Here is a 26,462-nt window from a genome sequence, read left to right on the forward strand (position 1 = left end):
ATGAAATGAAGAAATTTTTAAAAATACTATTTCGAATAGTACTTGGCCTAATAGCTTTTGTATTGCTAGCATTTGGCATTCTATATGCTATGTACAACCAAAAACTTCCGGAAGGGAAATCTGGAGAAGAAGCAGATAAATTAGCGTCAACCATGCTGAAAAGTTTGGACTACGAAGCATATCAAAATACCCGCTTTCTCGAATGGTCCTTCGCTGGGGGTGCCCATCATTATAAATGGGATAAACAAAATGGAAAAGTGGAGGTCAAATGGGACGACTACTCTGTAAACCTTCATCTCGCCAACACTTCGAAAAGCACAGTTTTTAAAGACAACTTGAAAATAATCGATGATTCTAAGAAAGAATTGATAGAAACCGCCACCAACTATTTTAACAATGATTCTTTTTGGCTCGTTGCCCCGTTCAAAGTTTTTGATACCGGTACAAAACGTGAGCTGGTAGTTTTAGAAGACGGCTCAAAACGTCTTTTGGTCAGCTATACTGAAGGAGGTACCACTCCCGGCGACGCCTATTTATGGAAACTGCTTCCCAATGGTTTTCCGGAAAGCTACCAAATGTGGGTCAAGATTATTTCGATCGGAGGTCTTGAAGCCACATGGGACGATTGGAAAAAAATGGAAACAGGAGCCTTCTTGCCCGGCTCTCACAAAATAGGACCAATGACCTTGCACATGGGAAATGTAAAAGCCTATAATTGAATTCCATTTAAAGTTCCGTCAGCCCAAACTCATTGAGCACGATTTGCCATTCTTGGGTTTCCATGATTTCCAAAATACGTTGTGAAGTAGCCTGTTCAAGTTCCGTTTTCTCCTTTGCGATTCCAAAAGCATAGAATTGTACATCAAATTTGATGGGCAGAACTTCTATCTTGGTAAGCGATGAATCTTGTTTTATCCGATATTTTAAAATGGGTTCGTCGTACATAAAAGCTTTAATATCGTTCTTCCGTAGTGCGCTTAGGCCCGCCTGAACATTATCGTACAATCGAACATCATCAAAAAAATGGGACTTCAAAAATTCGGTAGTTCCCGTATTCTTAACGCTTCCTACGGTCTGCTCTTTAAACCCCGAAAAACTTTCCACATCATTGCTGAGTTCGTTTACGGTCAGGTTCGAAGCGATGCTCGCCGTGAGTCCTGAAATAAATAACAATCCCGTAAACATGAGCAAGAGTGCCGCTACCTTTCCAAAACCGCTTTTGGGGGCCTTATCGCCATAACCCACGGTTGTCAATGTGACTGCAGACCACCAGAGTCCGTCCCACAGGCCTTTGATGCCCGAACGGAAATGTTCGGGATTGGCCCGTTTTTCAAAATACCATCCTGCAAAACCGAATAGAAAAATGATGCCGAAGAGCAACAGAAGCCCCCTGAGGAAATTCATATTGAAAAAACCTTTTAAAAACTGCATCAATTTCTGGAGGGAGGAGGATTTAGCCACGGCCACGGTAGAATTGGATGCAAAAAAGGAATGGGTAAACTCCATTTCTTTACTGCGCTCACTGGTGATGGTCAAAGGGTTGATGCTCACATCGATGGCACCCGACTTTAGGGAATCCAACATCTCTGAAAATCCCATGGGAATCAATTTATATTCCAATCCCAAATCGTTGGCGACTTTTTTCCATAACCATATATTGATGCCTTCCAATGATTCCCCTTCTTTAATAATAAAAGGAGGTGCCGTGGTATAGCCAACTGCTAAGACGGAATCATTCTCGGTCTGTGCAACGTTGGTTTGTAAGGCAAAAACCAATACCAGCAGTGAAATCAAGGCCTTCATATTAAATGTGTTTGTGCAACATCTAAATATACAATAATTGAAAGTTAGTAGGAAAATGATGCATGGAGCTATACTTTTATAGTTCCAGTAAAAAATAGAATGATGACCATTGAGATTTTAAAGGAAAACGATATTGAAATGTCGCTCCAAGAGGAAATTGTTGAACTTTACAACCAATTGAATTCCACTATAGAACAGCTTTCCATTTCCAAAGTGCTGGAGAACAATCCGAATATCGTAGTTGTATTATGTAGGGAAGAAAAAACGGTTATGGGCATTGCCATGATGGCGATGTACAAGGTTATTTCAGGGCATAAGGGTATGGTCGAAGATGTGGTCGTCCATAGCGACCATAGAGGAAAAGGAATCGGCAGAAAACTAATTGAAAAACTACTTGAGGAAGCCCAAAACCGAAAATTGAGCGAAGTATTACTCTTTTCAGGCCATCATAGAAAACCTGCCATCAACCTCTATAAAAGTTTGGGCTTTCAGTTAAAGGATAGCGGATTGTATCGTTTGATATTGGATTAACTTGCATGTTGTTTATTAAACTGACTTTTAAGTTCCTCCATCGACTCTTGCAGTTGTTTTAACAACCCTTTTTCGGTAGTCGCATCCTCACCAAAAGTAATCTTACTGCTTACTTGCCAAATTTCCTGAATTTGAAATGGTTTTATTTCATAAGGAGGATAAGCTTCGTTCAACGAAACCAAGGTAATGTTGTTTGAATTGGGGCGTTTTTCAATTTTCTTGACCAACACGGCATCCTGTAAAACGACTACGTACATTTTATTGGGGCTCACATCATCGATATGTTCTACGGCGCGGGCCAAGACCCACTCTCCCGGTTTCAGATTGGGCAACATACTATCGCCTTCCACCTGAAACCCACGATAGGTGGCATTTCTAAACTCCGGTATCGGCAAATCGAATGCCGGCAATTGTTTGTACCAGCTTGCATCTTGAATATTTTGTGGGTACCCCGCAGCTGCCTTGGCATTGACCAAGACCATATTCTCCTGATCCGACGAATCCACCGTCACAACTTTGGGAATTACGCTGGTATTCGAGGTCTCTAAATATTGTTGTTCACTCTCCCCGAACAACCACAGTGGATTGATCTTGAATTGCCGCAACAATTCCGCTACCACCTTGCCCGATAATTTTGTTCGGCCTCGTTCGATATCAGCCGTAGTGTTTGATACCCCTAAGAGGTTCGCAAATTCAGCTTGGGTATAGCCCAATTCTCTACGGATATCGGTAAAGCGTTTTAGCGTAAGTTCATTTTCCATCAATAGAAACATTTATTGTCATTCTCGCGAAGGCGGAATCTTTTCTCTTTTCCAAATATACGAAATATGGAATATATCCAAAATATTATTTGGATTATTTCCATAATTAGGAATTATTCCATAATTTTGGATATATTACAAAAATGCTATGTCCTTAGAAAGAATCAAAGAAAAATTGAACATTTTGGCCGATGCCGCCAAATATGATGTTTCCTGTTCCAGTAGTGGTAGTAAAAGAACCAATACCAATAAAGGCTTGGGCGACAGTTCGGGTATGGGCATTTGCCACAGTTATACTGAAGATGGGCGATGTGTTTCTCTCTTAAAAATCTTAATGACCAATTATTGCATTTTCGATTGCGCCTACTGTGTGACCCGAAAAAGCAATGACATAAAACGAGCCGCTTTTAAAATTCAGGAAGTTGTCGATTTGACCATCAATTTTTATCGCCGGAATTATATTGAAGGGTTGTTTTTGAGTTCGGGAATTTTCAAAAGTCCGGATTACACCATGGAGCGTTTGGTGGCTGTATCAAAAAAGCTTCGGTTGGAAGAAAATTTTAATGGATACATCCATCTAAAATCGATTCCTGGAGCAAGTGATGAACTAATGTATGAGGCCGGATTGTATGCCGATAGGTTGTCGGTAAACATCGAAATCCCCACAATCTCTGGCCTTAAATTATTGGCGCCCGATAAAAAACATGAGGACTTTACAAAGCCGATGTTAAAAGTCAAAAACGAAATCATTCAATTCAAATCGGAACGGAAAATTATCAAAAGCACCCCAAAATTCGCTCCTGCCGGACAAAGCACACAGATGATCATTGGAGCCACGGGAGAATCTGACAAGGATATTATGTACTCGGCCACACATTATTACAAAAACTACAATATGAAGCGGGTGTATTATTCCGGGTATGTTCCGGTCGCAAATGACAAAAGATTGCCTTCCATAGGAACGCAAGTGCCGATGCTTCGAGAGAACAGACTGTATCAAACCGATTGGTTATTACGATTTTACGGTTTTCAAGTGCAGGAAATCCTCAATAACGAACATCCGAACTTGGATATCGATATTGATCCAAAATTAGGATGGGCACTGCGGAATCTGGAATATTTCCCAATCGACATCAATACCGCCGACAAACAGTTGTTGGCACGTATTCCTGGCTTGGGTATGAAATCCGTTCATAAGATTATCAGCGCACGACGCTTTAGAAAATTGAATTGGGAACACCTAAAGAAAATCGGTGTGGCCCTGAATAGAGCCAAATACTTTGTTATTTGCGATTCGGCCCGATGGGAGCATCGAGACCTTGAAGCAGAAAAAATAAAGGGAATGATTTTACAGAATTCCTCAGGGAAGTTTAGAAAAGAGTATAGTACACAACTTAGTTTATTCGCTTGATTATGAACGATTCAAAAACATTTATCTACGACGGAAGTTTTAACGGGTTTCTGACTGCGGTTTTTATCGCATTTGAGGAAAAGGTTCACGTAGCTGACATTCAAAAAAACTCGGTAAGCCAAAACGGACTTTTCTCCGACACGGAAACGATTTTCACCAGTATCGAAAAGGCAAAACGTGTGTGGAACGGTATTCAGGCCAAAAGCAGCTCGGCCATCAAGAATATCTACTTTGCCTATTTAAGTGAGACCAAGGGTATCGAGCTCCTACTCTATCGATACATTCGGAAGTTATTTGCTTCCGAAAGATCCATTCATTCCGATTATTCGGATGGCATCGTTTTGAAAATCAGTCAACTGGCTAAAAGTGTGGGGCGTGAAAAGCATAGAATGGAAGCTTTTGTCCGGTTTCAGTTGACCCAAGACGAAGTCTATTTTGCCAACATCGAACCCGATTTTGATGTGCTACCGTTGATTTCAAAACATTTCCGGTCGCGATATGCTGACCAGCAATGGATCATTTATGATGTAAAACGCAAATACGGTCTTTTTTACGACCTTCAACGTGTGGAAATCATTTCGTTGGATTCACAGGAAATCCATACCAATAGCATTCGAAAAAGCGACACCTTTTCGGGCGAGGAATATGATTATCAAGATTTATGGAACAACTATTTTAAAAGCACGAACATCAAATCGCGTATTAATAGGAAACTACATGCACAGCATGTTCCGAAGCGCTATTGGAAGTATTTGAGCGAGAAGAAGGAGGCGGTTTGATAGTCGTCAGTTCACTGTTCACTCAATTAACAAAGTTATAATCAAACCCCAGTTCCATTTTACTTCCCAAAATCGTACTTTTGCATCCTTGCTTTGAAAAATGATAAATTACGAGGAAAATATTGAGGTACGAGGGGCACGTGTCCATAACCTTAAAAATATAGATGTAACCATTCCCAGGGAAAAATTGGTAGTGATTACGGGGCTTTCGGGAAGTGGAAAATCCTCCTTAGCCTTTGATACCATTTATGCTGAAGGACAACGCAGGTACATTGAGACATTCTCAGCCTACGCACGTCAGTTTTTAGGCGGCTTGGAACGACCCGACGTTGATAAAATAGACGGGCTCTCACCCGTTATCGCCATTGAACAAAAAACGACTTCAAAATCACCCCGCTCTACGGTTGGTACCATTACCGAAATCTACGATTTTCTGAGACTGTTGTTCGCTAGGGCGGGCGATGCCTACAGCTATAATACGGGCGAGAAAATGGTAAGTTACAGTGATGAACAGATCAAGGGTCTGATCAAAGCTGATTATAGGGGTAAAAAAATTAATGTCCTTGCCCCAATAATCAAATCACGTAAAGGTCATTATCGTGAACTTTTCGAACAGATAGCCAAGCAAGGTTTCGTTAAAGTTCGGGTAGATGGGGAAGTGTTGGATATCGTCAAGGGCATGAAGGTGGATCGCTATAAGACACACGACATTGAAATCGTAATCGACCGTCTTAAAGTTGTGGATACCGATGATATGGACAAAAGACTTTCGGAAAGCATCAACACGGCCATGTATAGTGGCAATAATGTGCTTATGGTCTTGGAAGAAGGGCAATCGGAAGCTCGATATTTCAGTCGCGACCTGATGTGCCCGACCACGGGTATTTCGTATCCCGAACCTGAGCCGAACACGTTTTCGTTCAACTCCCCCAAGGGAATGTGCCCCAATTGCAATGGTCTAGGGCATGTGTATGAAGTGAATGAGAAGAAAATCTTTCCGAATAAAAAATTATCCATAAAATCCGGTGGAATAGCCCCTTTGGGAGAGTATAAAAAATCATGGGCCTTTAAGCAGATCGAGACCATAGCACAACGCTATGAGTTCGAATTGACCGATCCCATTTCAAAAATTCCGGATGAGGCGATTGAAGTTTTGTTAAACGGTGGCCATGAAACCTTTGAAATCGAATCAAAAACGCTGGGTGTTAAGCGAAACTATAAAATCGATTATGAGGGCATAGCCCATTTTATCAAAAACCAGTTTGAAGAAGCAGCATCTACTTCGATAAAACGTTGGGCGAAAGAGTATATGGACAAAATCGTGTGCCCGACTTGTGAGGGTTCGCGCCTACGAAAAGAGTCACTGAACTTTAAGATTAGCGAAAAGAATATTGCTGAATTGGCACATCTAGATATCGCCGAACTTGCAGGATTTTTTGATGGCCTTAACGACTCTCTTGAGGGAAACCAAAAAATAATCGCGGAAGAAATAATCAAAGAAATTAGTACTCGAATACGATTTTTACTTGATGTGGGGCTAGATTATCTATCCTTAAACCGAAGTTCAAAATCACTTTCCGGAGGTGAAGCGCAACGAATTAGACTAGCCACCCAAATCGGATCACAATTGGTCGGTGTTCTATATATCTTGGATGAACCCAGTATTGGGTTGCACCAACGCGACAACAATCGATTGATAAAATCTTTGGAGTCGTTGCGCGATATCGGAAATTCTGTCATAGTCGTCGAGCATGATCGCGATATGATCGAACGCGCCGACCATGTTATCGATATCGGTCCGAAGGCCGGAAGACATGGAGGCGAGATTATTTCGGAAGGGCTTCCGTCTGAACTTAGAAATCACAATACGCTTACGGCCGACTATATTACAGGAAGAAGAGAAATTCCAGTTCCCAAAAAACGGCGGAAAGGCAACGGCAAGAAAATCACACTGTCAGGTTGTACGGGCAACAACCTTAAAAATGTTACCGTTGACTTTCCTTTGGGGCAAATGATAGGGGTTACCGGGGTTTCGGGTAGTGGAAAATCCACTTTAATAAATGAAACCTTGTATCCGATAATGAACGCCCATTACTTCAATGGTGTCAAAAAACCAATGCCATATAAAAAAATTAAGGGGTTGGAGCATATCGATAAAGTCATCGATATCAACCAATCCCCGATTGGTCGTACGCCAAGATCCAATCCTGCTACCTATACTGGTGTCTTTAGTGAGATACGTTCGTTATTCACGAAAACCCCCGAAGCGGCAATCCGTGGTTACAAACCAGGAAGATTCAGTTTTAACGTTAAAGGAGGAAGATGTGAAACCTGTCAAGGGGCGGACTCGGGTGATAGAAATGAACTTCCTGCCCGATGTATATGTCGAATGTGAGACTTGTAATGGTAAGCGTTTTAATCGTGAAACCCTTGAAATTAGATATAAGGGCAAGTCTATCTCCGACGTACTGGAAATGACGATCAACGAAGCAGTAGATTTTTTTGAACTCATTCCGAAAATACATCGTAAGTTAAAGACCATACAAGATGTTGGTTTGGGTTATATCTCCCTAGGTCAGCAATCCACTACCCTTTCCGGTGGGGAAGCACAACGTATCAAATTGGCGACCGAATTATCGAAACGAGACACTGGAAATACTTTTTATATCTTGGACGAACCCACTACAGGGCTTCATTTTGAGGATATTCGGGTACTAATGGAAGTTTTGAATCGTTTGGTAGACAAAGGAAACACGGTTCTGGTCATAGAACATAATATGGACGTCATAAAAATGGCGGACTACATTATCGATATAGGCTACGAAGGAGGTCGTGGTGGAGGTATGATTGTTGCTACCGGCACCCCCGAAGAGGTTGCAAAAGATAAAAAAAGTTATACGGCAGCGTTTTTGATAAAAGAATTGGAAAATTCGAAACCCAAGAAAGGTATGGCCATGGCCTCGAAATAATTAAATCAAGTAATATTCCTATCCCTCTCTGCCGAAAAGCAAGTTTACTGGAATAATAATACAAGTTTATGTATGAGAAAAGAGCAGCATCATAAAGGTTGGAACGAGATAAAGACCAACGATTCTTGGGCCATCTTTAAAATTATGGGCGAGTTCGTCAATGGGTATGAACGTTTGAGCGCAATCGGACCTTGCGTTTCTATCTTTGGTTCGGCCCGTACCAAAGAAAACGAAAAGTACTATCAGTTAGCTGTAAGTATTGCCAAGACCATTTCTGAGGCGGGTTATGGAGTTATTACAGGAGGTGGCCCAGGCATTATGGAAGCAGGAAATCGAGGAGCCCATTTAGCAGGCGGAACTTCCGTAGGCCTAAATATCGATTTACCGTTCGAACAGCATGACAACCCTTATATCGATGGGGATAAAAGCCTCGATTTTGATTATTTCTTCGTTCGTAAGGTCATGTTCGTAAAATATTCACAGGGGTTCGTGGTTATGCCAGGTGGATTTGGAACATTAGATGAACTTTTTGAGGCCATCACTTTGATACAAACGAATAAAATTGAAAAATTCCCTATCATTCTAGTCGGAACTGATTTTTGGAAGGGACTTTTCGAGTGGATCAAAGGTACCATGTTGCAAGCTGGTAATATTAGCCCCCATGACCTAGACTTGATAAGGTTGGTCGATACTGAAGATGAAGTGTTGGAAATCATAGATTCTTTCTACAAAGGGCGCTCCTTAAGTCCAAACTTTTAACTATTGACTTATTGATGAAGAAGGTGATTACGAGAAATGTTGTAGTGATTGTTGCCTTTTTTTTAGGCATATCGGTCTGTTGTTCGCAGCATACCAATATTCTTACGGCGACCTTGGACGGTGAAACGAAAGAAATTCGTATTCAACAGGAATTAGAGTATGTCAACAGTTCGGATGATATTTTAGAAACGGTTTACTTTAACGATTGGGCCCACGCCTACTCCGACAAAAACACGGGACTCGCAGAACGTTTTGCCCAGGAATTTAAAAAAGTCTTCACCTGGCCAAAGACAATGAACGTGGTTATACAGAAATCTTGAGTGCCGTCGATGATGAATATCGCGGTCTTAAATGGATAAGAGTCACCGGCAAGGATATTTTAAAAATCGAGTTGAACAAGCCATTGCTACCTAATCGATCGGTTAAGTTTTTTATCACTTATATCGTAAAACTTCCATCCAATAAATTTACCCCATACGGCTACAGTAATAGAAACGAATATTATCTAAAAGATTGGTACTTGACACCTGCCGTATATGATGGTAAGTGGCATCTATACTCCAACAAAAATTTGGAGGATCTATATACCGATGTAACGACGACCACAATCGATATTACCTACCCAAGAGGTCTAACCATGGCCACTAACTTTAGAATACTAAGTAAAACCTCTTTGACAACGGGTCAAGAGGCTTTATTGGAAGGTATCAAGCAAAAAAGCTGCGAATTAATTTTGAAACCTGTTCAAAATTTCAGGACCCATGTCACGCCTGACATGACTGTGGTCACAGACCTTGTGGCACCGAAATACGATTTGATTTCACAAGATATTTCGATTAATCGAGTTACTCAATTCATTGCCGAAAATCTCGGGGAATTTCCCCATGAACAACTTTTGGTCAGCGAACTCGACTACAACAAAAACCCTCTTTATGGGATTAACCAACTTCCTTCATTTATAAGACCGTACGAAGAACAATTTCAGTTCGAAATGAAGTTTTTGAAAACTGCCCTCATCAATATTCTTGAAGAGACCATTTTTCTTGATCCGCGCAAAGAACAGTGGGTAAGCGATGCCATAGCGAACTATCTCATGATCGCCTATGTCGAAAAGTACTATCCAGACCAAAAACTTTTGGGTAAACTTTCGAAAATCTGGGGTGTTCGAAGTTTCAACCTCGCCAAAATGGGTTTTAATGAGCAATATCCATTTCTCTACATGTTAATGGCAAGAAAGAATCTTGATCAACCTTTGACTACATCAAATGACTCATTGGTGTGGTTCAACCAAAAAATCGCAAATAAATATAAGGCAGGTCTTGGGCTTTCGTATTTGGCAAGCTATATCGGTAAGGAAAAAATTGATGAAGGTATTAAGACATTTTATGAATTCTATAAACTAAGCCGTGTCAAAATTCTAGACTTTGAATCGGTTATAAAAAGGTCCTCGAACGAAAATATCGATTGGTTCTTTAACAATTACGTTTTTTCGGATAGGAAAATCGACTACAAAATCAAGAAAGTCCATAAAACGGAAGACTCTTTAGCCATCACCTTAAAAAATAAGGAGGGCACCGTTGTTCCGATTTCGTTGTTCGGTTTAAAAAATGATACGGTAATCTCAAAGTATTGGTTTTCGGATATAGAGACCGAGAAAACTTTTACTATTCCAAGAAATGGTGAAGATCGTTTGGTTCTGAACTATGACCAAAAGATACCTGAATTCAATCAAAGGGATAACTGGAAATCTTTGGGTGGTTTTCTTTCCAGCAATAAAAAATTAAATTTTACCTTTTTTCGTGATTCCGAAAACCCATACTACAATCAGATATTCTATGTTCCTATAGTTAACTTCAATATTTATGATGGTTGGACACCAGGAATGCGATTGTACAATAAAACCTTTCTTGAGCGACCTTTTGTGTTCGATATTGCCCCCACCTATTCTTTTAGGGAAAAAACGCTGGTCGGTTCTGGAAAACTGACGTACAGAAAATATTTAAGCAAGACCGGTCTATATGTGGCCAATTATGGAATTCGGGGCTCTACGTCACATTTTGACGTAAATTCACGATATTCTACCTTTACCCCTTCGGTTAGTTTCGGTTGGCGCCCAGACGACCTTATCTCTAATAAACGACAGGCACTTTCCTTTAGGTACATAAATATATTCCGAAACCTTGATGAAAGTCTAAGGGCGGCAGGGCAAGCACCAGAAAGTCCTGATTATAGTGTTTTTAATGCGCGCTATTTTGACATCGACAATCACATCATCGATTATAGGTCATGGCTGATCGACTTTCAACAAGCCAGCAAGTTCACTAAACTCGTATTTGAATTCGAATACCGAAAACTGTTCGAAAACAACCGACAGTTTAATCTACGCTTTTATGCCGGTAAATTTCTTAGGAATAAGACCGAGGGCAACTTTTTCAGTTTTGCCCTAGACAGGCCTACCGATTATCTATTTGATTATAATTACTTGGGGAGGTCTGAGGATTCAGGCCTTTATAGCCAACAAATAATAATTGCCGAAGGTGGATTCAAATCGTTTTTAGACGAGCAATACCGTTTTTCGAATGATTGGCTCAGTACGGTCAATACCAGTGTCAACCTCTGGCGTTGGATTGAACTGTATGGTGATGCCGGCTTCGTAAAAAATAAGGGACAAAAGGGCAAATTCGTTTATGATTCAGGGGTTCGGCTCAACTTGGTGACCGATTATTTTGAATTGTATTTTCCACTTTACTCCAACAATGGTTGGGAAGTTGCACAGCCAGACTATAGTCAAAAAATAAGATTTATCGTCACCGTCGATATTAAGACCCTGACCGGGCTGTTTACTCGAAAGTGGTTTTAACTCATTGACGTATTCCTAAAACAAATGAGGGTTTGCATGTTTTAAATATGAAATACGCATTCAAAATGTCATATTTTTAACAATTATATAATAAATATGCCGATTTATCCGTTGTAAAAATCCAATTGATTCGGTACTTTTGCACAAATATCAAACAATTTAAATGGACATATCTTCCAAAACAAGCAACGACATTTCTTTTGATGATTTTAGGACGCAAATCCTAAAAGATTACGAGGTGGCCGTGTTGAGTAGAACCTGTAGTCTACTAGGAAGGAAGGAAGTGCTAACAGGAAAGGCGAAGTTCGGTATTTTCGGTGATGGCAAAGAGCTTCCGCAATTGGCCATGGCACGCTCTTTCAGAAACGGAGATTTCCGTAGCGGATATTACAGAGACCAAACCTTTATGATGGCCTTGGGGTTGCTAACTCCAAAAAACTTCTTTCATGGCTTGTATGCGACCACCGATATGGAAAAAGAACCCATGAGCGGTGGTAGACAGATGGGGGGTCATTTTTTGACAAATAGCCTGAACGAAGATGGCAGCTGGCGCAATCTGACTGAACAAAAAAATAGCAGTGCCGATATATCTTGTACTGCTGGGCAAATGCCGCGACTGTTAGGGCTCGCCCAGGCTTCAAAAGTCTATAGAAAACTATCTGATATCGATGCTACAAACTTTTCTGAAAACGGAAATGAAGTCGCTTGGGGAACCATTGGTAATGCCAGTACGAGCGAAGGCCTTTTTTTGGAGACCATTAATGCCGGTGGAGTTCTTCAAGTACCCATGGTCATAAGCATTTGGGATGACGCATATGGTATTTCTGTACCCGCAGAACATCATACCACCAAAGAGGATATTTCGAAAATACTTAGTGGCTTCCAAAGAAACGAGACCGAAAAAGGATACGAACTTTTAAAAGTCAAAGGCTGGGATTATACTGCGTTGATGCACGTTTACGAAAATGCTTCCGATATAGCTCGCGAAGAACATGTACCCGTAATCATTCATGTTTCAGAGCTTACCCAGCCACAAGGGCATTCTACTTCAGGGTCTCATGAACGTTACAAATCCGATGTTAGATTGGAATGGGAGCGTGAGAATGATTGCAACAAACGTTTTAGGGAATGGATTCTAGAATCGGGCATTTCGACCGACGAGGAATTATCGGAACTGGAAAAGAAAATATCAAAAGAAGTCAGAACTGCAAAGAAAGAGGCATGGTCCGAATTTTTGGAAAGCCATCTTGAGATGAAAAAAAGCTTGGTGAAACTTTTGGACAATGTTTCCCAAAAAAGCGCGAACAAAAGTTTCATTACAACGATAAAAAATGATCTCATTGCCATTGAAGAACCTGTCAAAAAAGATTTGGCAAAGTCTGCCCGTATGGCGCTACGGTATATTTTGGGGGAGGACACTCCTGAAAAGAACGCTTTGAAACAATGGCTAGACAGTTTTTATAAAAAGATTCAACCGAAATTCAGTGCGCATCTTTATAGTGAGGATAGTGACAAGGCCACGAATATTGAGCATGTAAAACCGATGTATGACCCAAATCCTGAAAAGGTAGATGGTAGAATAATTCTCAGGGATAACTTCGATAGGTTATTTGCAAAGTATCCCGAACTCATGATTTTTGGTGAAGATAGTGGAAAAATCGGTGATGTTAATCAAGGCTTAGAGGGATTGCAAAATAAGTATGGAGAAATTCGAGTCGCGGATACAGGTATCCGTGAAGCTACCATAATTGGCCAAGGCATAGGGCTCGCCATGCGCGGCTTAAGACCTATTGCCGAAATACAATATCTAGACTATATTTTTTATGCCATGGCAACCTTGACGGATGACTTGGCAACGTTACGCTATCGAACCTGTGGTAAGCAAAAGGCACCTCTTATCATCCGTACTCGCGGACATCGATTGGAGGGAATATGGCATTCAGGCTCCCAAATGGGCGGTTTGATTCATTTACTACGTGGCGTATACATTCTCGCCCCGCGCAATATGACCCAGGCAGCCGGGTTTTATAATACCCTTCTGAAGAGCGACGAACCCGCATTGATCATTGAAAGTTTGAACGGATACCGTCTTAAAGAAAGTAAACCTAATAATTTAGGAAGCTTTTGTACTCCGATAGGCGTCGTCGAGAAACTAATGGAAGGTTCTGATATCACCTTGCTTTCGTACGGTTCGACGCTAAGAATTGTTCTCAAAGTTGCAAAACAACTAAAAGAAGTTGGTATAGAGGTCGAAGTTATCGATGCCCAGACTTTGCTTCCTTTTGATATTCGTCATGAAGTAGTAAAAAGTGTTCAAAAAACAAATCATCTGCTAATCATTGACGAAGACGTGCCCGGGGGCTGTTCTGCGTACCTCATGCATGAGATTCTTGAAAATCAAGGCGCTTATAAGTTTTTGGACAGTGCTCCCCAGACCTTGACCGCAAAAGCACATAGACCAGCCTATGGAACGGATGGTGATTATTTCTCAAAACCGAATGCCGAAGACATTTTCGAAAAAGTCTATGCCATCATGCATGAAACCAATCCCCGAGATTATCCCAAATTACGGTAATCGATTTCCCTGTCTAAGATTCTTTATATTTAGGAATAAAAAAGAAAAATGTTTCTGACCTTTCCAAATTTTAATATCTACTCTACACCTTTATTGGTACTGGTTAGTCAAGGCATCATCTTTGGGTTTCTTTTATTGATAAGATATCGACATAAAAAAATACCCTCTGACATATTTCTAGCGTTTTTGGTACTAATTACCTGTTATCATCGAACCACATATACCATTGGTTTTATGGATTGGTACGATACTTTTAGGAATACCAAAATCAATTATTGGCTCATAAACTTAGGGTTTGCCATTGCTCCCCTTATCTATTTTTATGTAAAATCGGTTACTACATCTGATTTCAAGTTTAGAAAAAGGATTTCAAACATTTTCTTCCTGCACTTTTATTTGTGATGTATAAGATTACGCTATTTGTTTATGATGCAAACCAAACGGATTTCGATGCAAATCAGAATGGAATTTTAATGAATAAACTTGAAATGGGGCCAACGGGCACTTTCATTAATGCCCTAAATACCTTTCAACTGTTACTGTATCTGGCTTTTACAATTCAGCTATATTATAGTTATAAAAATAAAATCAAGAATTTTTTCTCCAATACCTATCGATTGGAGCTCAACTGGATCAGGAATTTTTATTTATCTACAGTTTTTTATTTCTATATGCTACTTTACAACAGTTTATCGAGTTGACTGTTTTTGAATTGAGCTGGATACAACGATGGTGGTACCAGTTTTTTCTGCGCTCGCTGTTATTTATGTAGGCATTATGGGATATTTTACTGATACAACGATATTAAAAGGTTTGGCATTTAATCCTGTTTCAAAAGAACAATCAAGTGTATCTTCAAATAGAAGAATAATCCCTTCAGAAGATTTAGAAATAAACCCTGAAATAGAGGCCAGAAGGAAAACCTTATTGGCCTACATGGAGCGTGAGAAACCCTATCTGAATCCAGAATTGAATCTTAAGGATTTGGCTTCCAGCACCAATATGACCCGTGCCCAATTGTCGGAAATCATCAATCAAGGTTTCAATAAAAATTTTAATGACTTTGTCAATGATTATCGTGTAGAAAGTTTCAAAAGAATGTTGGAAACCGATAAACAACAGCAACTTTCTTTCCTCGGCATGGCCTATGAATGTGGATTTAACAGTAAGGCGACTTTTAATCGGGTATTCAAAAAGTTGAGTGACACCTCCCCATCCGAATACTTGAAAAGTATTCGATAAACCATAGATTTTACCATTTGAGACGACTCAAATCGTATTTGGGACGACTCTTTACGTTTTGAAGCGTGCACCAAAAGATTGATTCGCAATTTTGACATGTTCAACAAAAAATCAATCGAAATGAAAAAATTCTTTAAAATTCTCATCACCCCTTTCTTCAAAACCACTGGTCCGCAGATTTTCTGTTCGCCATTCCGAGATTTATATGTGGGATGATGCTGACACTAAGTTTTGGTTCCGATAAGTTCGGAATGCCTTGGACAGCAACGGGTCAAAATTTAAAACTATTCGAAGTTGCCGCCTGGTTCCCTGAAGATGTAGCAAATTTTGGAGGCATTTTTGCCATAGCACCAGTTTTCTTCGCATGGATGGGTGCCTTTAGCGAAGTAGTTGGCGGCCTTTTTCTTGCACTCGGGTTACAAACAAGACTAGCATCCTTTCTAATTATGTGTACCATGCTAGTTGCTATATTCTTTCAAAAATGGGGACAAGGTATGTGGGGAATGCTTCCCGCCATGGGCTTTCTTTGGGTATCCATCTATAACCTATATCTCGGTTCGGGCCGGTTCGGCCTTGATTACCTGATCGCGAAAAACATAAAACTATTTAATCATTTAAATCGAAAACTATGAAATCAATTTTAATCTTTCTCTTCATCAGCTCAATCGTAAATATAACGGCCCAAACTACTGTAGAAATATCAGAATTAATGCCTTGGGATGACAGTTCGTGGACAGGAAAACTTATGTATGTTAATTACAGTGATGGCAAAGAGGTTGAACTACGCACTACAATGCAAATGAAACTTAAAGGAAATCAGGTGATTATGGAAACACAATACACGGATGAAACAGATGCCAATTCCAAGTCCGTAATAAGGCTTAAAAAAGGGGGCACTTACTTTGGTGATGAAGAAATAATTGGCAAAAGGAAAAACAAGGATGATACCCTGACAATTCATACAATGTTTAAGGGCAAGGATGATAATCGTCAAGCAACCATTTATAAGACTTATGAGTTTGGAGCTAAGAACATCATTATAACGAAAAAAGTACAGTACGACGATTCGGAAGAGAAATTAATTAGGAACCGCTATAGCTACTCCCGATTTTAAGGATAAAACTGACAAATTCCACAAGTAATCATAATTCAATTATTTTGAACCCTAAATGTTTATATGTTGGATTCATTCAAGTTGGCAATTTTAAAATTGATGATAGAATCTGAGAAAGAAAACGGAAACAATAGGATTATAAAATCAAAAAGGTTCCCTATGACGGTCATAGGGAACCTTTTTCTGAATGTCTTTACTTTAGTTTTCAATATCCGTATTGGTCTCTTTCACTGCAGGAACTTTGGGATTACCGTCAGCGTCAATTTCAATGATATTATCGAAACCTAGTCCGTCTAATTTATCGGCAATTTTGGCCCTGTCCCCAACCATGAACCAATTCACGGCATCGGGTTTGACAACGGCCTTGCTGACCTCTCGAACATCTTTTAAGGAAAGGTTGCGGACACTGCTGTCATAATTTTGATAATAATCGTCAGGAAGATCGTATTTTATCAAATTGACCATAGAACTGTTTACCGCACTGTTCGTTTCCCATTGGCCCGGCAAACTTAATATTTGGTTGGTTTTTACCTTGTCCAGTTCTTCTTGGGTTACAGGCCTTGTAGTAATGAATTCAGAAATTTCCTTTCGTAATTCTGTTACGGATTCTGCAGATTTATCTGTTTGTACGGGTGCATAAACTATAAAAGGACGCTCGGCCTTTGCGCCCATAACAAAACCACCTGCTCCGTATGCCCAGTGCTTATCCTCGCGCAAGTTCATGTTGATCCTTGAAGTAAAATCACCTCCCAAGATACTTACCATCTGCTCTAAAGCCACTTGGTTGACGTCTCCATACTTGCTTGTCAAATGCCCTGCTAGAATTACGGATTGTTCCGACTCTGGCCTATCCATCAGATATAAAGTGTTCTTAGAATTGACTTTTGGTGTCGTAAAAGTGATTTTCGGAACATCGGCCTTCTTCCACTTTCCAAAAGCTTTTTCTAACTTGCTTTTGAGTGCACCCATTTCAATATCCCCCGTTACCACCAAGGTGGCATTATTCGGCCTGATCCAAGTCTTATAGAATTTCTCCATATCCTCGCGCTTCAATTTTTCCACTGTTTCCTCATAACCGCTACCCGTATACGGATTACTGTAGGGATGTCCTTCCCCATATAGATATTTGTTCATGACCCGAAGTGCCATTGCGATAGGCTGCGCTTTTTCCTGTTTGATGGAATTGACCTGTTCATCCTTAAGGCGCTCAAATTCTTTTTCAGGAAATGCAGGATTCAAAACCACATCGGCAAAGAGATCAATGCTCGCATCCAAACTAGGTTTTAAAGTATTTAGGTATACGTTAGAGTTGTCTTGACTTGAGAAGGTAGAAAGACTTGCACCTAACAGCTGAAGTTGTTCGTTGATCTGCAACGAATTCATTTCCTTGGTACCTTCATCCAACAAATCCATCGCCAACTGAGCCGTACCAGGGCTCGACAAATGATCGGTCTTATAACCCGCATCGAACATCAAGTTCATTACCACGGTAGGCACACCGGCCCGTTGGGCCAAAACCACATTTAGACCGTTCGACAATTTTGCACGCTGCAGTTCTGGAAACTTAGAGGTTTTTGTAGTACCCAATTCAGGTAGTTTAGAACGGTCAACTGTACTCTGCTCAACATCGTACTCAGGGAAAGGTTTGCACAACAAAATATGTTTTCCTTGGGTAAGCCATTTTTTTGCGGTCGCTTGTACATCTGCTATCGTTGCATCTTCGACATATTTTAATACCGTCTTGTAATAGGAAGCATCCCCAAAATAGGTTTCGTTTGAAGCCAGTATATCGGAAATACCACCAAAACCACCAATACGCTCTTGCCCTTTAATAAAACTTGAGAAATAAGCGGCCTTAACTCTTTTAATTCTTCTTCTGTCGGGCCTTCATTGATGAGTTTTTGAATTTCTTCTTCCATAATGGCCTGAACCTTTTCAACATCCTCTCCAGGCTTTACATTGGCCCAGGTAATAAAATTACTGGCTATTTCACTGGATGCCTGAAACGACACTACGGAACTGGCGATTTGATCTTCATATACTAAACGCTTGTACAACCTAGAGTTTTTTCCACTGGTCAAAACGGAAGAAATTAAATCGAAATGTATATCTTCTCTGTTGCCAAATTTAGGGGTATTATAGGCGAACAATATTCTAGCCTCGGGAACTCTATCTTCATATACTTGATATGTATCACCGTTATGGACCGGAATGTTCACTTCGTGTCGTGAAATTGTTGGACCCGAAGGAATATCTCCAAAGTATTTTAGCACTTTTTTAAAGACCTCTTGTGGGTCGATATCCCCGGCAACCGCTACCACGGCATTTGCGGCTCCGTAATATGATTTAAACCATTCTTGTACGTCTTCTAGTGAAGCTGCGTTCAAATCTTCCATTTCGCCGATGACCGTCCATGAATACGGATGGCCTTTGGGGTACATCGCATAGGTCAAGTAATCCCACTGTTTTCCATAAGGTTGGTTGTCTCCTTGTCGTTTTTCGTTCTGAACGACACCGCGTTGCTCGTCCAATTTTTCCTGATCTATGGCACCCAACAAGTGTCCCATTCTATCCGATTCCAAGAATAATACTTGATCAAGGGCCGAGACAGGTACATTTTGAAAATAGTTCGTTCGGTCGCTATTGGTGGTTCCGTTCAAATCGGTTCCTCCTATCCGTTCCAGCGCCTGAAAATAGTCGTCATTGAAATTTTCACTTCCGTTGAACATTAAATGCTCGAATAAATGGGCAAATCCGCTTTTACCCGGTTTTTCATTTTTAGAACCAACGTGATACCAAACATTGACCGCAGCTATGGGGGCCTTGTGGTCTTCATGTACCAATAGTACCAAGCCATTGGGCAATACAAAACGTTCGTATGGAATATCTATCTGGTCGGCTTTGAACTCGAAATTCTGAGACTGAACAGTGTTCACAACCAATAGTAAAGCAAAGCAAAGAAATATTAATTTTTTCATGATCGATGATTTTATGATTTTTGTAAATATAGGGCATCCAGTGAATCGAAACAACCCATTTTTCAAGTCGATCAGGAGTTTAAAGTATTGAAGAAACCCAAAAAAATTAATAGCTTTAGGGTCTAAAAAATCACCATATGAAAAACCCCCTTGTAAAAGACATCGGATTGGCTTTCTTTAGAATAACAATGTCAATATTGCTTTTGACCCACGGTTTTCCTAAATTTCAAAAGCTGATTTCAGGAAATTTTGAATTTGGCGACCCCATAGGTATTGGAGCTGCCCCATCTCTATTTTTAGCTGTAATCGGAGAATTTATTTGCCCGCTCTTGATTATTATTGGTTTTAAAACGCGCTGGGCGGCAATACCTTCTGCCATTACTATGATGGTAGCTGCCTTCATCGTCCATTCCCAGGACCCTTTCGGTACCCAAAGAAAAGGCGTTGTTGTTTTTGGTTTCCTTTATTACCATTTTCCTATTAGGTCCGGGAAAATTTAGTATCGATAAAAAATAGTCTAGATGATTTTTACCAATAGCTCTTTTAGAAGGTCGGATTGAGTGGCTGCCTGTGCTCCTACACCTTTGCCCTTTAAGTCCATTTCGCGTAAATGTGAAATGATCTTACTGACCTTTTTCATAGGATAATTTTTAGCGGCAATTTGAAACTCACCGACAAAATAGGGATTGATTCGTAAGGCACTCGCCACACTTTTAGGGGAATGGTCATTGAGACCATGGTATTGCAATAATTGGTTAAAAAAGGAATGTAACAAGGTAATTGTCAACACAAAAGGGTTGTCTTTCGGGTTTTGTGCAAAATAGTTGATAATTTTTGTTGCCTTCTGAACATTTCGCTCCCCGATTGCCTTTTTCAGTTCGAAATTATTATAATCCTTACTGATCCCAATGTGTTCTTCGATGTCGCTCGGGGTAATTTCGGAATTTTTGGGCAGCACCAATTCGAGTTTTTCAATTTCCTTATCGATCTTGCTCAAATCTGTACCCAAATACTCGACCAACAATACCGAAGCTTTTGGCGAGATACCATATCCTTTGTTTTTTAAAACCTTTCGGATCCAATCGGATACCTGATTTTCATAGAGTTTTTTTCCTTCAAAAATGACACCGTTGCTTTGAATGGATTTATAGAGTTTCTTCCGCTTGTCCAGTTTTTTGTACTTGTAGCAAATCACAAGAACCGTGGTCGGCTGAAGATTTTCGACATAAGAGGTCAGATTTTCAATGGTGCGGGAAAGATGCTGGGCTTCTTTTATGATAATCACTTGATGCTCCGCCATCATTGGGTACCGCTTGGCATTCGAAATTATATCTTCTATCGAAACATCCTTACCGTAAAGTACGATTTGGTTAAATCCGCGTTCCGCTTCGGACAACACATTCTCGACAATGAAATTGGCTATTTTATCAATGTAGTATACTTCTTCGCCGTGCAGAAAATAAATCGGCTTGATGCGACCCTCAAGAACATCGTTTACTATCTGTTTAGCTTCATCCATCCAAAAAAAATTATCAAATTTGCGGTGTGATACCACTACAATTTCCTTCCTATACCTTTCGATTCAAAAATAGAGAAAATAAGATCCATATTTTTGATGTGATCCGTAAAAAATTTGTGGTCTTGCTCCCGAAGAATGGGTGCGTCAACACATCGTACACTACCTCATTAACGATAAAAAATATCCGGCGAGCCATATAAACGTAGAGAAACAGTTGAAGGTCAACTCGTTGAAAAAACGATACGATGTGGTGGTATTCAATTCTGATGGTAGCATTCGCATCTTGGTAGAATGCAAGTCTCCCAATATTATGATCGACCAAAATACCTTTGACCAAATTGCAAGTTATAACCTGAAACTGAATGCCGAATACTTAATGGTCAGCAACGGTCTAGAGCATTTCTATTGTAAAATGGATTTTGAAAACGAAAAATATACCTTTTTAGAAGGTATTCCTGATTTTAGCCGTTAATTTGCCACTGTTTTGCAAATAGCCATCGTCATACTTAATTGGAACGGAGAGGTGCTTTTGGAGCGCTACCTACCCTCTGTTGTCCGGTATTCTCAAGGCTGTGATATTTATGTTGCCGACAATGCATCGACTGATGGCTCTGTTACTTTTTTGAAGCAAAACTATCCCAATATAAAAATAATACAGAACGATCAAAACGGTGGGTTTGCAAAGGGGTACAACGATGCCTTACAACATGTAGACGCGGATATTGTATGCTTGTTGAATTCGGATGTAGAAGTTACGGAAGGTTGGTTAGAACCGATTGTCAAAGTATTTCATGATTATCCGAAAGCGTCTATAGTACAACCAAAGATATTGGATCTACTTCGGAAAAAACACTTTGAATATGCCGGGGCGGCAGGTGGTTTTCTAGATCAACTGGGATACCCCTTCTGTAGAGGCCGTATTTTTCAATCGTTGGAAAAAGATAAGGGACAATATGATGACACTTTAGAGATTTTTTGGGCTACGGGCGCCTGTATGTTCATCAAAAAAGAAGTTTTTCATGACCTTGGCGGATTCGATGAGGACTATTTCGCCCATCAAGAAGAAGTCGATCTTTGCTGGCGAGCCAAAAATGCTGGGCATAAAGTATATTACTCGGGGCAATCTCATGTCTACCATCTTGGTGGATCAACGTTGAGCAATATGAACCCAAAAAAACATATCTCAATTTCAGAAATTCTTTGTTCTCCATAACGAAAAACCTGCCTAGAAGAAAGGCATTTTTGATTATCGGTATACGACTGTTGCTCGACGGGGTAGCCGCGCTTCGGTTTATACTCCAATTCAAACCAAGCCATTGTTGGGCCATATTACGGGCTCATCTTAGCTTTTATAGGCAGTTTAATAAGATGTACAGAAAACGTGAAAAAGCCAATTTTGTATTAAAATACTACATCACAAAGTCCATAGTGTGGTCACATTTCGTACATCATGTAAAGAATTTTAACGATTTAGTAAAAGATTAACTAATTTCGCGGAACGACGGGATTGTGAATTATCTAATTTTATCCGCGATTTCAAACCGATAAAACAAATAACAATCAGTATTAATTAAGTAAAATACCTATGAAAAAAATCATTTTTGCCTGCTTGAGTGCAGCAGTACTTTTAACCTCTTGTGTTTCCTCAAAAAAATTCAAAGATTTAGAAGCTAAACACAAAGAAGCCCAAGACCTTTTGAACTCCGCTACCGTTAAATTAAACGATTGTTTGGAAGAAAAAGCAACAGCTTCTTCTAGATTACAGACCTTAGAAGATCAAAATGCCTTCCTTAAGGCGAATAACCAAGAGCTGATCAACAATATGGGCAACTTGACCACCTTGACAACCAAAGGTGCCGAAAACCTTGAAAAATCACTTGAAAGTCTTCAGGAAAAAGATTTAACCATTCGTAAACTACAAGATGCCATTACCCGCAGGGATTCTGTGAACCTCTCTTTGGTACAAAGCCTTAAAGGTGTTCTTGGAAACTTAGATGACGAGGATATTGAGATCAGTGTCGAAAAAGGAGTTGTATTTGTTTCCATTTCAGACAAACTATTGTTCAGCAGTGGAAGTTACAATGTGACCAGCCGCGCCAAGGAAGTATTAGGCAAGGTAGCCCAAGTGGTGAACAACAAACCTGATTTTGAATTTATGGTCGAAGGGCATACCGATGATGTACCTTACAGGGCAAAAGGTGCTATTTTGGATAACTGGGATTTAAGTGTTAAGCGCGCAACAGCCGTAGTTCGTATTTTACAGAACGATTATAACGTAGATCCGAAACGTATGACTGCCGCCGGTAGAGCGGAGTTCATACCCGTTTCACAGACTGAAAAATCTAAAAATAGAAGAACCAGAATTGTGGTATTACCAAAAATCGATCAGTTCTACAGTATGATTGAAGAAGGAATGAAAGATCCTGCTATCAACAACTAATATTTTTTATATTTTAAAGGCCGTACCTCTGAGAGGTACGGCCTTTTTTTTTGAGCAAAAGATTGTAGTATATTTGAATAACCAAGCCGATATACCCGTACAAAATACTATTTAGATAATAATAGCGTTTTTTCTATTATGAGGATATTTTTTGGATTGATTTTCTTGTTTTTCGTAACAAGTTCATGTAGCATTTTAGGATCGGCAAAAAACGCCAATGATCCTAATGCTGTTATCAATAAGAATAAGGTATCTTCAAAGTCGAAGGCAAATTCGTACAATGCAATTATAACGGATGAGGCGGTTTCCCAGCAGGGTTTGTTTACCGTACATCGCGTAGGCAACAAGCATTATTTTGAAATAGCCGATAGCATTTTAAACCATGAAATCCTGGTTGTCACCCGTTTTGTAAAAACTCCCGCAGGCGCCGGAAATTATGGTGGGGAAGAAATAGGCAAAAAAACGATCATTTGGGAAAAAGGGCCTGAAAACAAGCTTTTTCTCCGTATCGGCACGTTGGTCAGCATGGCCGATGAAAACGATGCGATATCGGAAGCGGTCAATAATTCGAACATCACCCCAATACTTGAGGCATTCGAAATTAAGGCGCGACATGAAAAAAAGAAAACTTCCGTAATTGACGTTACCGAATTTATCAATAGTGAAAATACACTACTTGCGCTTAGTGAGCCCCAGAAAGAATCATACAAACTATCGTCTTTGGAAAAAGACAAGTCTTATATCGAAAAAATCACCTCTTTCCCCATAAATACCGAGGTTCGTACCGTTAAGACGTATAAGGCCAAGACATCGAGCAAAAGTAAAAAAGAACTTCCGGCCGCAGTGCTTTCCGGCGTGGTGACCCTTGAACTGAACAGCTCATTTATTATGCTTCCGAAGGAGCCGATGAAGAAAAGATTCTTTGATGAACGAGTCGGATATTTCGCTAGTTCATATTTAGAATATGGTGATGAACAACAAAAGGTAGACCGAAATACGTTCATACATCGCTGGCGTTTAGAACCAAAACCAGAGGATATTGAAAAGTGGGAAAACGGCGAATTGGTCGAACCAAAAAAACCTATCGTTTTTTATATTGACCCCGCTACTCCTAAAAAATGGCGACCCTTCTTGATCCAAGGTATCAACGATTGGCAGAAAGCTTTTGAACAGGCAGGTTTTAAAAATGCAATCGTTGGACAAGAGTGGCCAGAAGAGAATACCAATATGAGCCTTGAAGATGCAAGGTTTTCGGTACTGCGCTATTTTGCCTCACCGAAGAAGAACGCTTATGGCCCTAATATTACAGATCCCCGAAGCGGTGAGATTCTTGAGAGCCATATCGGATGGTATCATAATTTAATGAACCTGCTGCATAGCTGGTACACCATTCAGGCCGGTGCCGTTGACCAAAGGGCGCAAAGTATGGAATTTGAACCTGAACTAATGGGCGAGTTGATTCGTTTTGTGTCCTCTCATGAAGTGGGCCACACCTTGGGCCTACGCCATAACATGGGAGCCAGTTATGCAACTCCTGTAGAAAAACTAAGGGATGCTGAATGGCTCAGAAAAAATGGACATACAAGTTCCATCATGGATTATGCAAGGTTCAATTATGTCGCACAACCCCAAGATAGCATTCCGCCCAAAGATCTTATGCCAAGAATCGGTGATTATGACAAATGGGCCATTCAATGGGGATACGGCAAACTACCAAGAACCCAAGAATTGGCAGATGAAAGGGAAATTCTGAATCAATGGGTGGTGGATAGTATTTCTACGAATCCTCGATTATGGTTTGGTGGCGAGGGGCGTGATTTTGACCCAAGGTCGCAGACCGAGGATTTAGGAGACAACGCCATGGTAGCCAGTACCTATGGGATTATGAACCTACAACGCATCGTTCCCAAATTGACCGACTGGACCAAAGCCAGAAATAGTGATGATTATTCCAATTTGGATGAGATATATGAGAACCTTGTCAAACAATATGAGAATTACCTCTTTCATGTAGCAAAGAATATTGGAGGAATTTATGTTACCCCGAAGACTATGGGAGAATCTGGTGAAGTATATTGTCCTGTTCCCAAAAACCAACAAAAAGAAGCCTTGGTCTTTTTGAACAACCATATTTTCAAAGAACCCAAATGGTTGATCAATAATGAAATCCTCAACAAGACTTCTTCTCCTCAATCCAAGGAATCGATTACCAAAACCATGGAAAGAGTGCTATTAAATTTGATGGGCGGTAGTCGTATGAGCAGAATGACCTTCATAAATGAACGTTATGAGGATGAAGACGTTTATGCTCCAGACGAGTATATCGATGATTTGAATCAACTGATATGGGGCGAGATGAATGTTTTTTATAAGACCGACTCGTATCGTAGAAAACTTCAAAAAGCCTATGTCTCGAATATGATTACACTATATAAGCCGAGTGAGGCAGAGGGTCTCGTAGAGGGTATTTTAGCAAAAATGTCTGAAGGATATACTTCAAATACCGATGTTCGTTCTTTGGCACTTCATAACCTTACGATGCTTCAACGCAAAATCAAGGGAACTATTCCTGTAATCAACCATCGAATGACGAAGGCCCATTTGCTATATATTCAAAAAGAAATAGAAGAAGTCATAGGAGAAACAAAAGATCCTGGCAATCTTTTTATTCCTGCAAATCCTGATTTAGCGATAGATAAGGGTGAAGAAAAAGAATAGTTT

At 40.2% G+C, this 26,462-nt stretch carries 19 protein-coding genes and 3 pseudogenes; 17 read left to right on the top strand and 5 right to left on the bottom strand.

The window, feature by feature from the left end; translation table 11 throughout:
• Window positions 1-5 precede the first annotated feature (5 nt).
• Window positions 6-719, top strand: a complete 714-nt coding sequence (locus tag N8A86_RS19835) for a hypothetical protein (protein WP_273566960.1) — start codon at window positions 6-8, stop codon at window positions 717-719.
• A 7-nt stretch (window positions 720-726) separates the two neighbouring features.
• Here the strand turns inward: N8A86_RS19835 and N8A86_RS19840 are convergent, their stop codons facing one another.
• On the bottom strand, window positions 727-1,803 hold the full coding sequence (locus N8A86_RS19840; RefSeq protein ID WP_273566961.1) for a transporter substrate-binding domain-containing protein: 1,077 nt from the start codon (window positions 1,801-1,803) through the stop codon (window positions 727-729).
• A 99-nt stretch (window positions 1,804-1,902) separates the two neighbouring features.
• Here N8A86_RS19840 and N8A86_RS19845 point away from each other — a divergent pair, with 99 nt between their 5' ends.
• Window positions 1,903-2,334, top strand: coding sequence for a GNAT family N-acetyltransferase (locus tag N8A86_RS19845; RefSeq protein ID WP_273566962.1), 432 nt, complete (start codon window positions 1,903-1,905; stop codon window positions 2,332-2,334).
• Here N8A86_RS19845 and N8A86_RS19850 read toward each other — a convergent pair.
• Entirely contained in the window at window positions 2,331-3,095 is a 765-nt protein-coding gene (locus tag N8A86_RS19850) for an XRE family transcriptional regulator (RefSeq protein WP_273566963.1), read from the bottom strand. The genes N8A86_RS19845 and N8A86_RS19850 overlap by 4 nt on opposite strands.
• Before the next feature lie 148 nt (window positions 3,096-3,243).
• Here N8A86_RS19850 and N8A86_RS19855 point away from each other — a divergent pair, with 148 nt between their 5' ends.
• From N8A86_RS19855 to N8A86_RS19895, 10 genes and pseudogenes are all read left to right on the top strand, one after another.
• On the top strand, window positions 3,244-4,506 hold the full coding sequence (locus N8A86_RS19855) for a putative DNA modification/repair radical SAM protein (RefSeq protein ID WP_273566964.1): 1,263 nt from the start codon (window positions 3,244-3,246) through the stop codon (window positions 4,504-4,506).
• Window positions 4,507-4,508: 2 nt separating this feature from the next.
• Window positions 4,509-5,285, top strand: a complete 777-nt coding sequence (locus tag N8A86_RS19860; protein WP_273566965.1) for a TIGR03915 family putative DNA repair protein — start codon at window positions 4,509-4,511, stop codon at window positions 5,283-5,285.
• A gap of 100 nt (window positions 5,286-5,385) precedes the next feature.
• Window positions 5,386-8,254 (top strand): annotated as a pseudogene (uvrA, locus tag N8A86_RS19865) (excinuclease ABC subunit UvrA).
• Window positions 8,255-8,326: 72 nt separating this feature from the next.
• Window positions 8,327-9,013, top strand: a complete 687-nt coding sequence (locus tag N8A86_RS19870) for an LOG family protein (RefSeq protein WP_273566966.1) — start codon at window positions 8,327-8,329, stop codon at window positions 9,011-9,013.
• 14 nt (window positions 9,014-9,027) lie between these two features.
• Window positions 9,028-9,333 carry a hypothetical protein gene (locus tag N8A86_RS21820; protein WP_337251676.1) on the top strand — a complete coding sequence of 102 codons (306 nt, stop codon included), beginning with the start codon at window positions 9,028-9,030 and terminating at the stop codon, window positions 9,331-9,333.
• Window positions 9,330-11,873: a gluzincin family metallopeptidase gene (locus N8A86_RS19875; RefSeq protein ID WP_337251677.1), complete on the top strand. Its 2,544-nt coding sequence runs from the start codon at window positions 9,330-9,332 to the stop codon at window positions 11,871-11,873. Before N8A86_RS21820 ends, N8A86_RS19875 begins: the two co-directional genes overlap by 4 nt.
• Window positions 11,874-12,036: 163 nt before the next feature.
• Window positions 12,037-14,448, top strand: coding sequence for an alpha-ketoacid dehydrogenase subunit alpha/beta (locus N8A86_RS19880; RefSeq protein WP_273566967.1), 2,412 nt, complete (start codon window positions 12,037-12,039; stop codon window positions 14,446-14,448).
• 729 nt (window positions 14,449-15,177) lie between these two features.
• A complete protein-coding gene (locus N8A86_RS19885; protein ID WP_273566968.1) occupies window positions 15,178-15,690 on the top strand; it encodes a helix-turn-helix domain-containing protein in 513 nt (170 codons plus the stop codon).
• A 212-nt stretch (window positions 15,691-15,902) separates the two neighbouring features.
• Entirely contained in the window at window positions 15,903-16,322 is a 420-nt protein-coding gene (locus N8A86_RS19890) for a DoxX family protein (RefSeq protein ID WP_273566969.1), read from the top strand.
• On the top strand, window positions 16,319-16,804 hold the full coding sequence (locus tag N8A86_RS19895; RefSeq protein ID WP_273566970.1) for a hypothetical protein: 486 nt from the start codon (window positions 16,319-16,321) through the stop codon (window positions 16,802-16,804). The genes N8A86_RS19890 and N8A86_RS19895 overlap by 4 nt, the downstream gene beginning before the upstream one ends.
• A 198-nt stretch (window positions 16,805-17,002) precedes the next feature.
• Here N8A86_RS19895 and N8A86_RS19900 read toward each other — a convergent pair whose 3' ends face one another.
• Window positions 17,003-18,457, bottom strand: coding sequence for a M16 family metallopeptidase (locus tag N8A86_RS19900; RefSeq protein WP_273566971.1), 1,455 nt, complete (start codon window positions 18,455-18,457; stop codon window positions 17,003-17,005).
• A 77-nt stretch (window positions 18,458-18,534) separates the two neighbouring features.
• On the bottom strand, window positions 18,535-19,782 hold the full coding sequence (locus N8A86_RS19905) for a M16 family metallopeptidase (RefSeq protein WP_273566972.1): 1,248 nt from the start codon (window positions 19,780-19,782) through the stop codon (window positions 18,535-18,537).
• Between the two features lie 167 nt (window positions 19,783-19,949).
• Between N8A86_RS19905 and N8A86_RS19910 the strand changes: the two genes are divergently transcribed.
• Complete coding sequence (locus N8A86_RS19910; protein WP_337251678.1) at window positions 19,950-20,282, top strand: DoxX family protein; 333 nt, start codon at window positions 19,950-19,952, stop codon at window positions 20,280-20,282.
• 17 nt (window positions 20,283-20,299) lie between these two features.
• On the opposite strand, the gene holA is transcribed toward N8A86_RS19910, so the two are convergent.
• Complete coding sequence (gene holA / locus N8A86_RS19915; RefSeq protein WP_273566973.1) at window positions 20,300-21,301, bottom strand: DNA polymerase III subunit delta; 1,002 nt, start codon at window positions 21,299-21,301, stop codon at window positions 20,300-20,302.
• 26 nt (window positions 21,302-21,327) lie between these two features.
• On the opposite strand from holA, the pseudogene N8A86_RS19920 reads away from it, so the two are divergent.
• The 4 genes and pseudogenes from N8A86_RS19920 to N8A86_RS19935 all read left to right on the top strand — a co-directional run bounded on the left by N8A86_RS19920 (window position 21,328) and on the right by N8A86_RS19935 (window position 26,459).
• Window positions 21,328-21,773: pseudogene (locus tag N8A86_RS19920) on the top strand (type I restriction enzyme HsdR N-terminal domain-containing protein).
• Window positions 21,774-21,785: 12 nt separating this feature from the next.
• Window positions 21,786-22,786 (top strand): annotated as a pseudogene (locus tag N8A86_RS19925) (glycosyltransferase family 2 protein).
• 100 nt (window positions 22,787-22,886) lie between these two features.
• The gene (locus tag N8A86_RS19930; RefSeq protein ID WP_273566974.1) at window positions 22,887-23,741 is read left to right on the top strand and encodes an OmpA/MotB family protein; all 855 of its coding nucleotides are present in this window, start codon (window positions 22,887-22,889) and stop codon (window positions 23,739-23,741) included.
• A 138-nt stretch (window positions 23,742-23,879) separates the two neighbouring features.
• Window positions 23,880-26,459 (top strand): zinc-dependent metalloprotease, encoded by a 2,580-nt coding sequence (locus tag N8A86_RS19935; protein WP_273566975.1) that lies wholly within the window; start codon window positions 23,880-23,882, stop codon window positions 26,457-26,459.
• Window positions 26,460-26,462 lie beyond the last annotated feature (3 nt).

The sequence above is a fragment of the Maribacter halichondriae genome, assembly GCF_027474825.1.
Lineage (GTDB): Bacteria > Bacteroidota > Bacteroidia > Flavobacteriales > Flavobacteriaceae > Meishania > Meishania halichondriae.

Coding starts and splice junctions, on each gene's coding strand:
- N8A86_RS19835 (WP_273566960.1), top strand. CDS start 6: ATGAAGAAATTTTTAAAAATACTATTTCGAATAGTACTTGGCCTAATA.
- N8A86_RS19840 (WP_273566961.1), bottom strand. CDS start 1,803: ATGAAGGCCTTGATTTCACTGCTGGTATTGGTTTTTGCCTTACAAACC.
- N8A86_RS19845 (WP_273566962.1), top strand. CDS start 1,903: ATGATGACCATTGAGATTTTAAAGGAAAACGATATTGAAATGTCGCTC.
- N8A86_RS19850 (WP_273566963.1), bottom strand. CDS start 3,095: ATGGAAAATGAACTTACGCTAAAACGCTTTACCGATATCCGTAGAGAA.
- N8A86_RS19855 (WP_273566964.1), top strand. CDS start 3,244: ATGTCCTTAGAAAGAATCAAAGAAAAATTGAACATTTTGGCCGATGCC.
- N8A86_RS19860 (WP_273566965.1), top strand. CDS start 4,509: ATGAACGATTCAAAAACATTTATCTACGACGGAAGTTTTAACGGGTTT.
- N8A86_RS19870 (WP_273566966.1), top strand. CDS start 8,327: ATGAGAAAAGAGCAGCATCATAAAGGTTGGAACGAGATAAAGACCAAC.
- N8A86_RS21820 (WP_337251676.1), top strand. CDS start 9,028: ATGAAGAAGGTGATTACGAGAAATGTTGTAGTGATTGTTGCCTTTTTT.
- N8A86_RS19880 (WP_273566967.1), top strand. CDS start 12,037: ATGGACATATCTTCCAAAACAAGCAACGACATTTCTTTTGATGATTTT.
- N8A86_RS19885 (WP_273566968.1), top strand. CDS start 15,178: ATGGTGGTACCAGTTTTTTCTGCGCTCGCTGTTATTTATGTAGGCATT.
- N8A86_RS19890 (WP_273566969.1), top strand. CDS start 15,903: ATGATGCTGACACTAAGTTTTGGTTCCGATAAGTTCGGAATGCCTTGG.
- N8A86_RS19895 (WP_273566970.1), top strand. CDS start 16,319: ATGAAATCAATTTTAATCTTTCTCTTCATCAGCTCAATCGTAAATATA.
- N8A86_RS19905 (WP_273566972.1), bottom strand. CDS start 19,782: ATGAAAAAATTAATATTTCTTTGCTTTGCTTTACTATTGGTTGTGAAC.
- holA (WP_273566973.1), bottom strand. CDS start 21,301: ATGGATGAAGCTAAACAGATAGTAAACGATGTTCTTGAGGGTCGCATC.
- N8A86_RS19930 (WP_273566974.1), top strand. CDS start 22,887: ATGAAAAAAATCATTTTTGCCTGCTTGAGTGCAGCAGTACTTTTAACC.
- N8A86_RS19935 (WP_273566975.1), top strand. CDS start 23,880: ATGAGGATATTTTTTGGATTGATTTTCTTGTTTTTCGTAACAAGTTCA.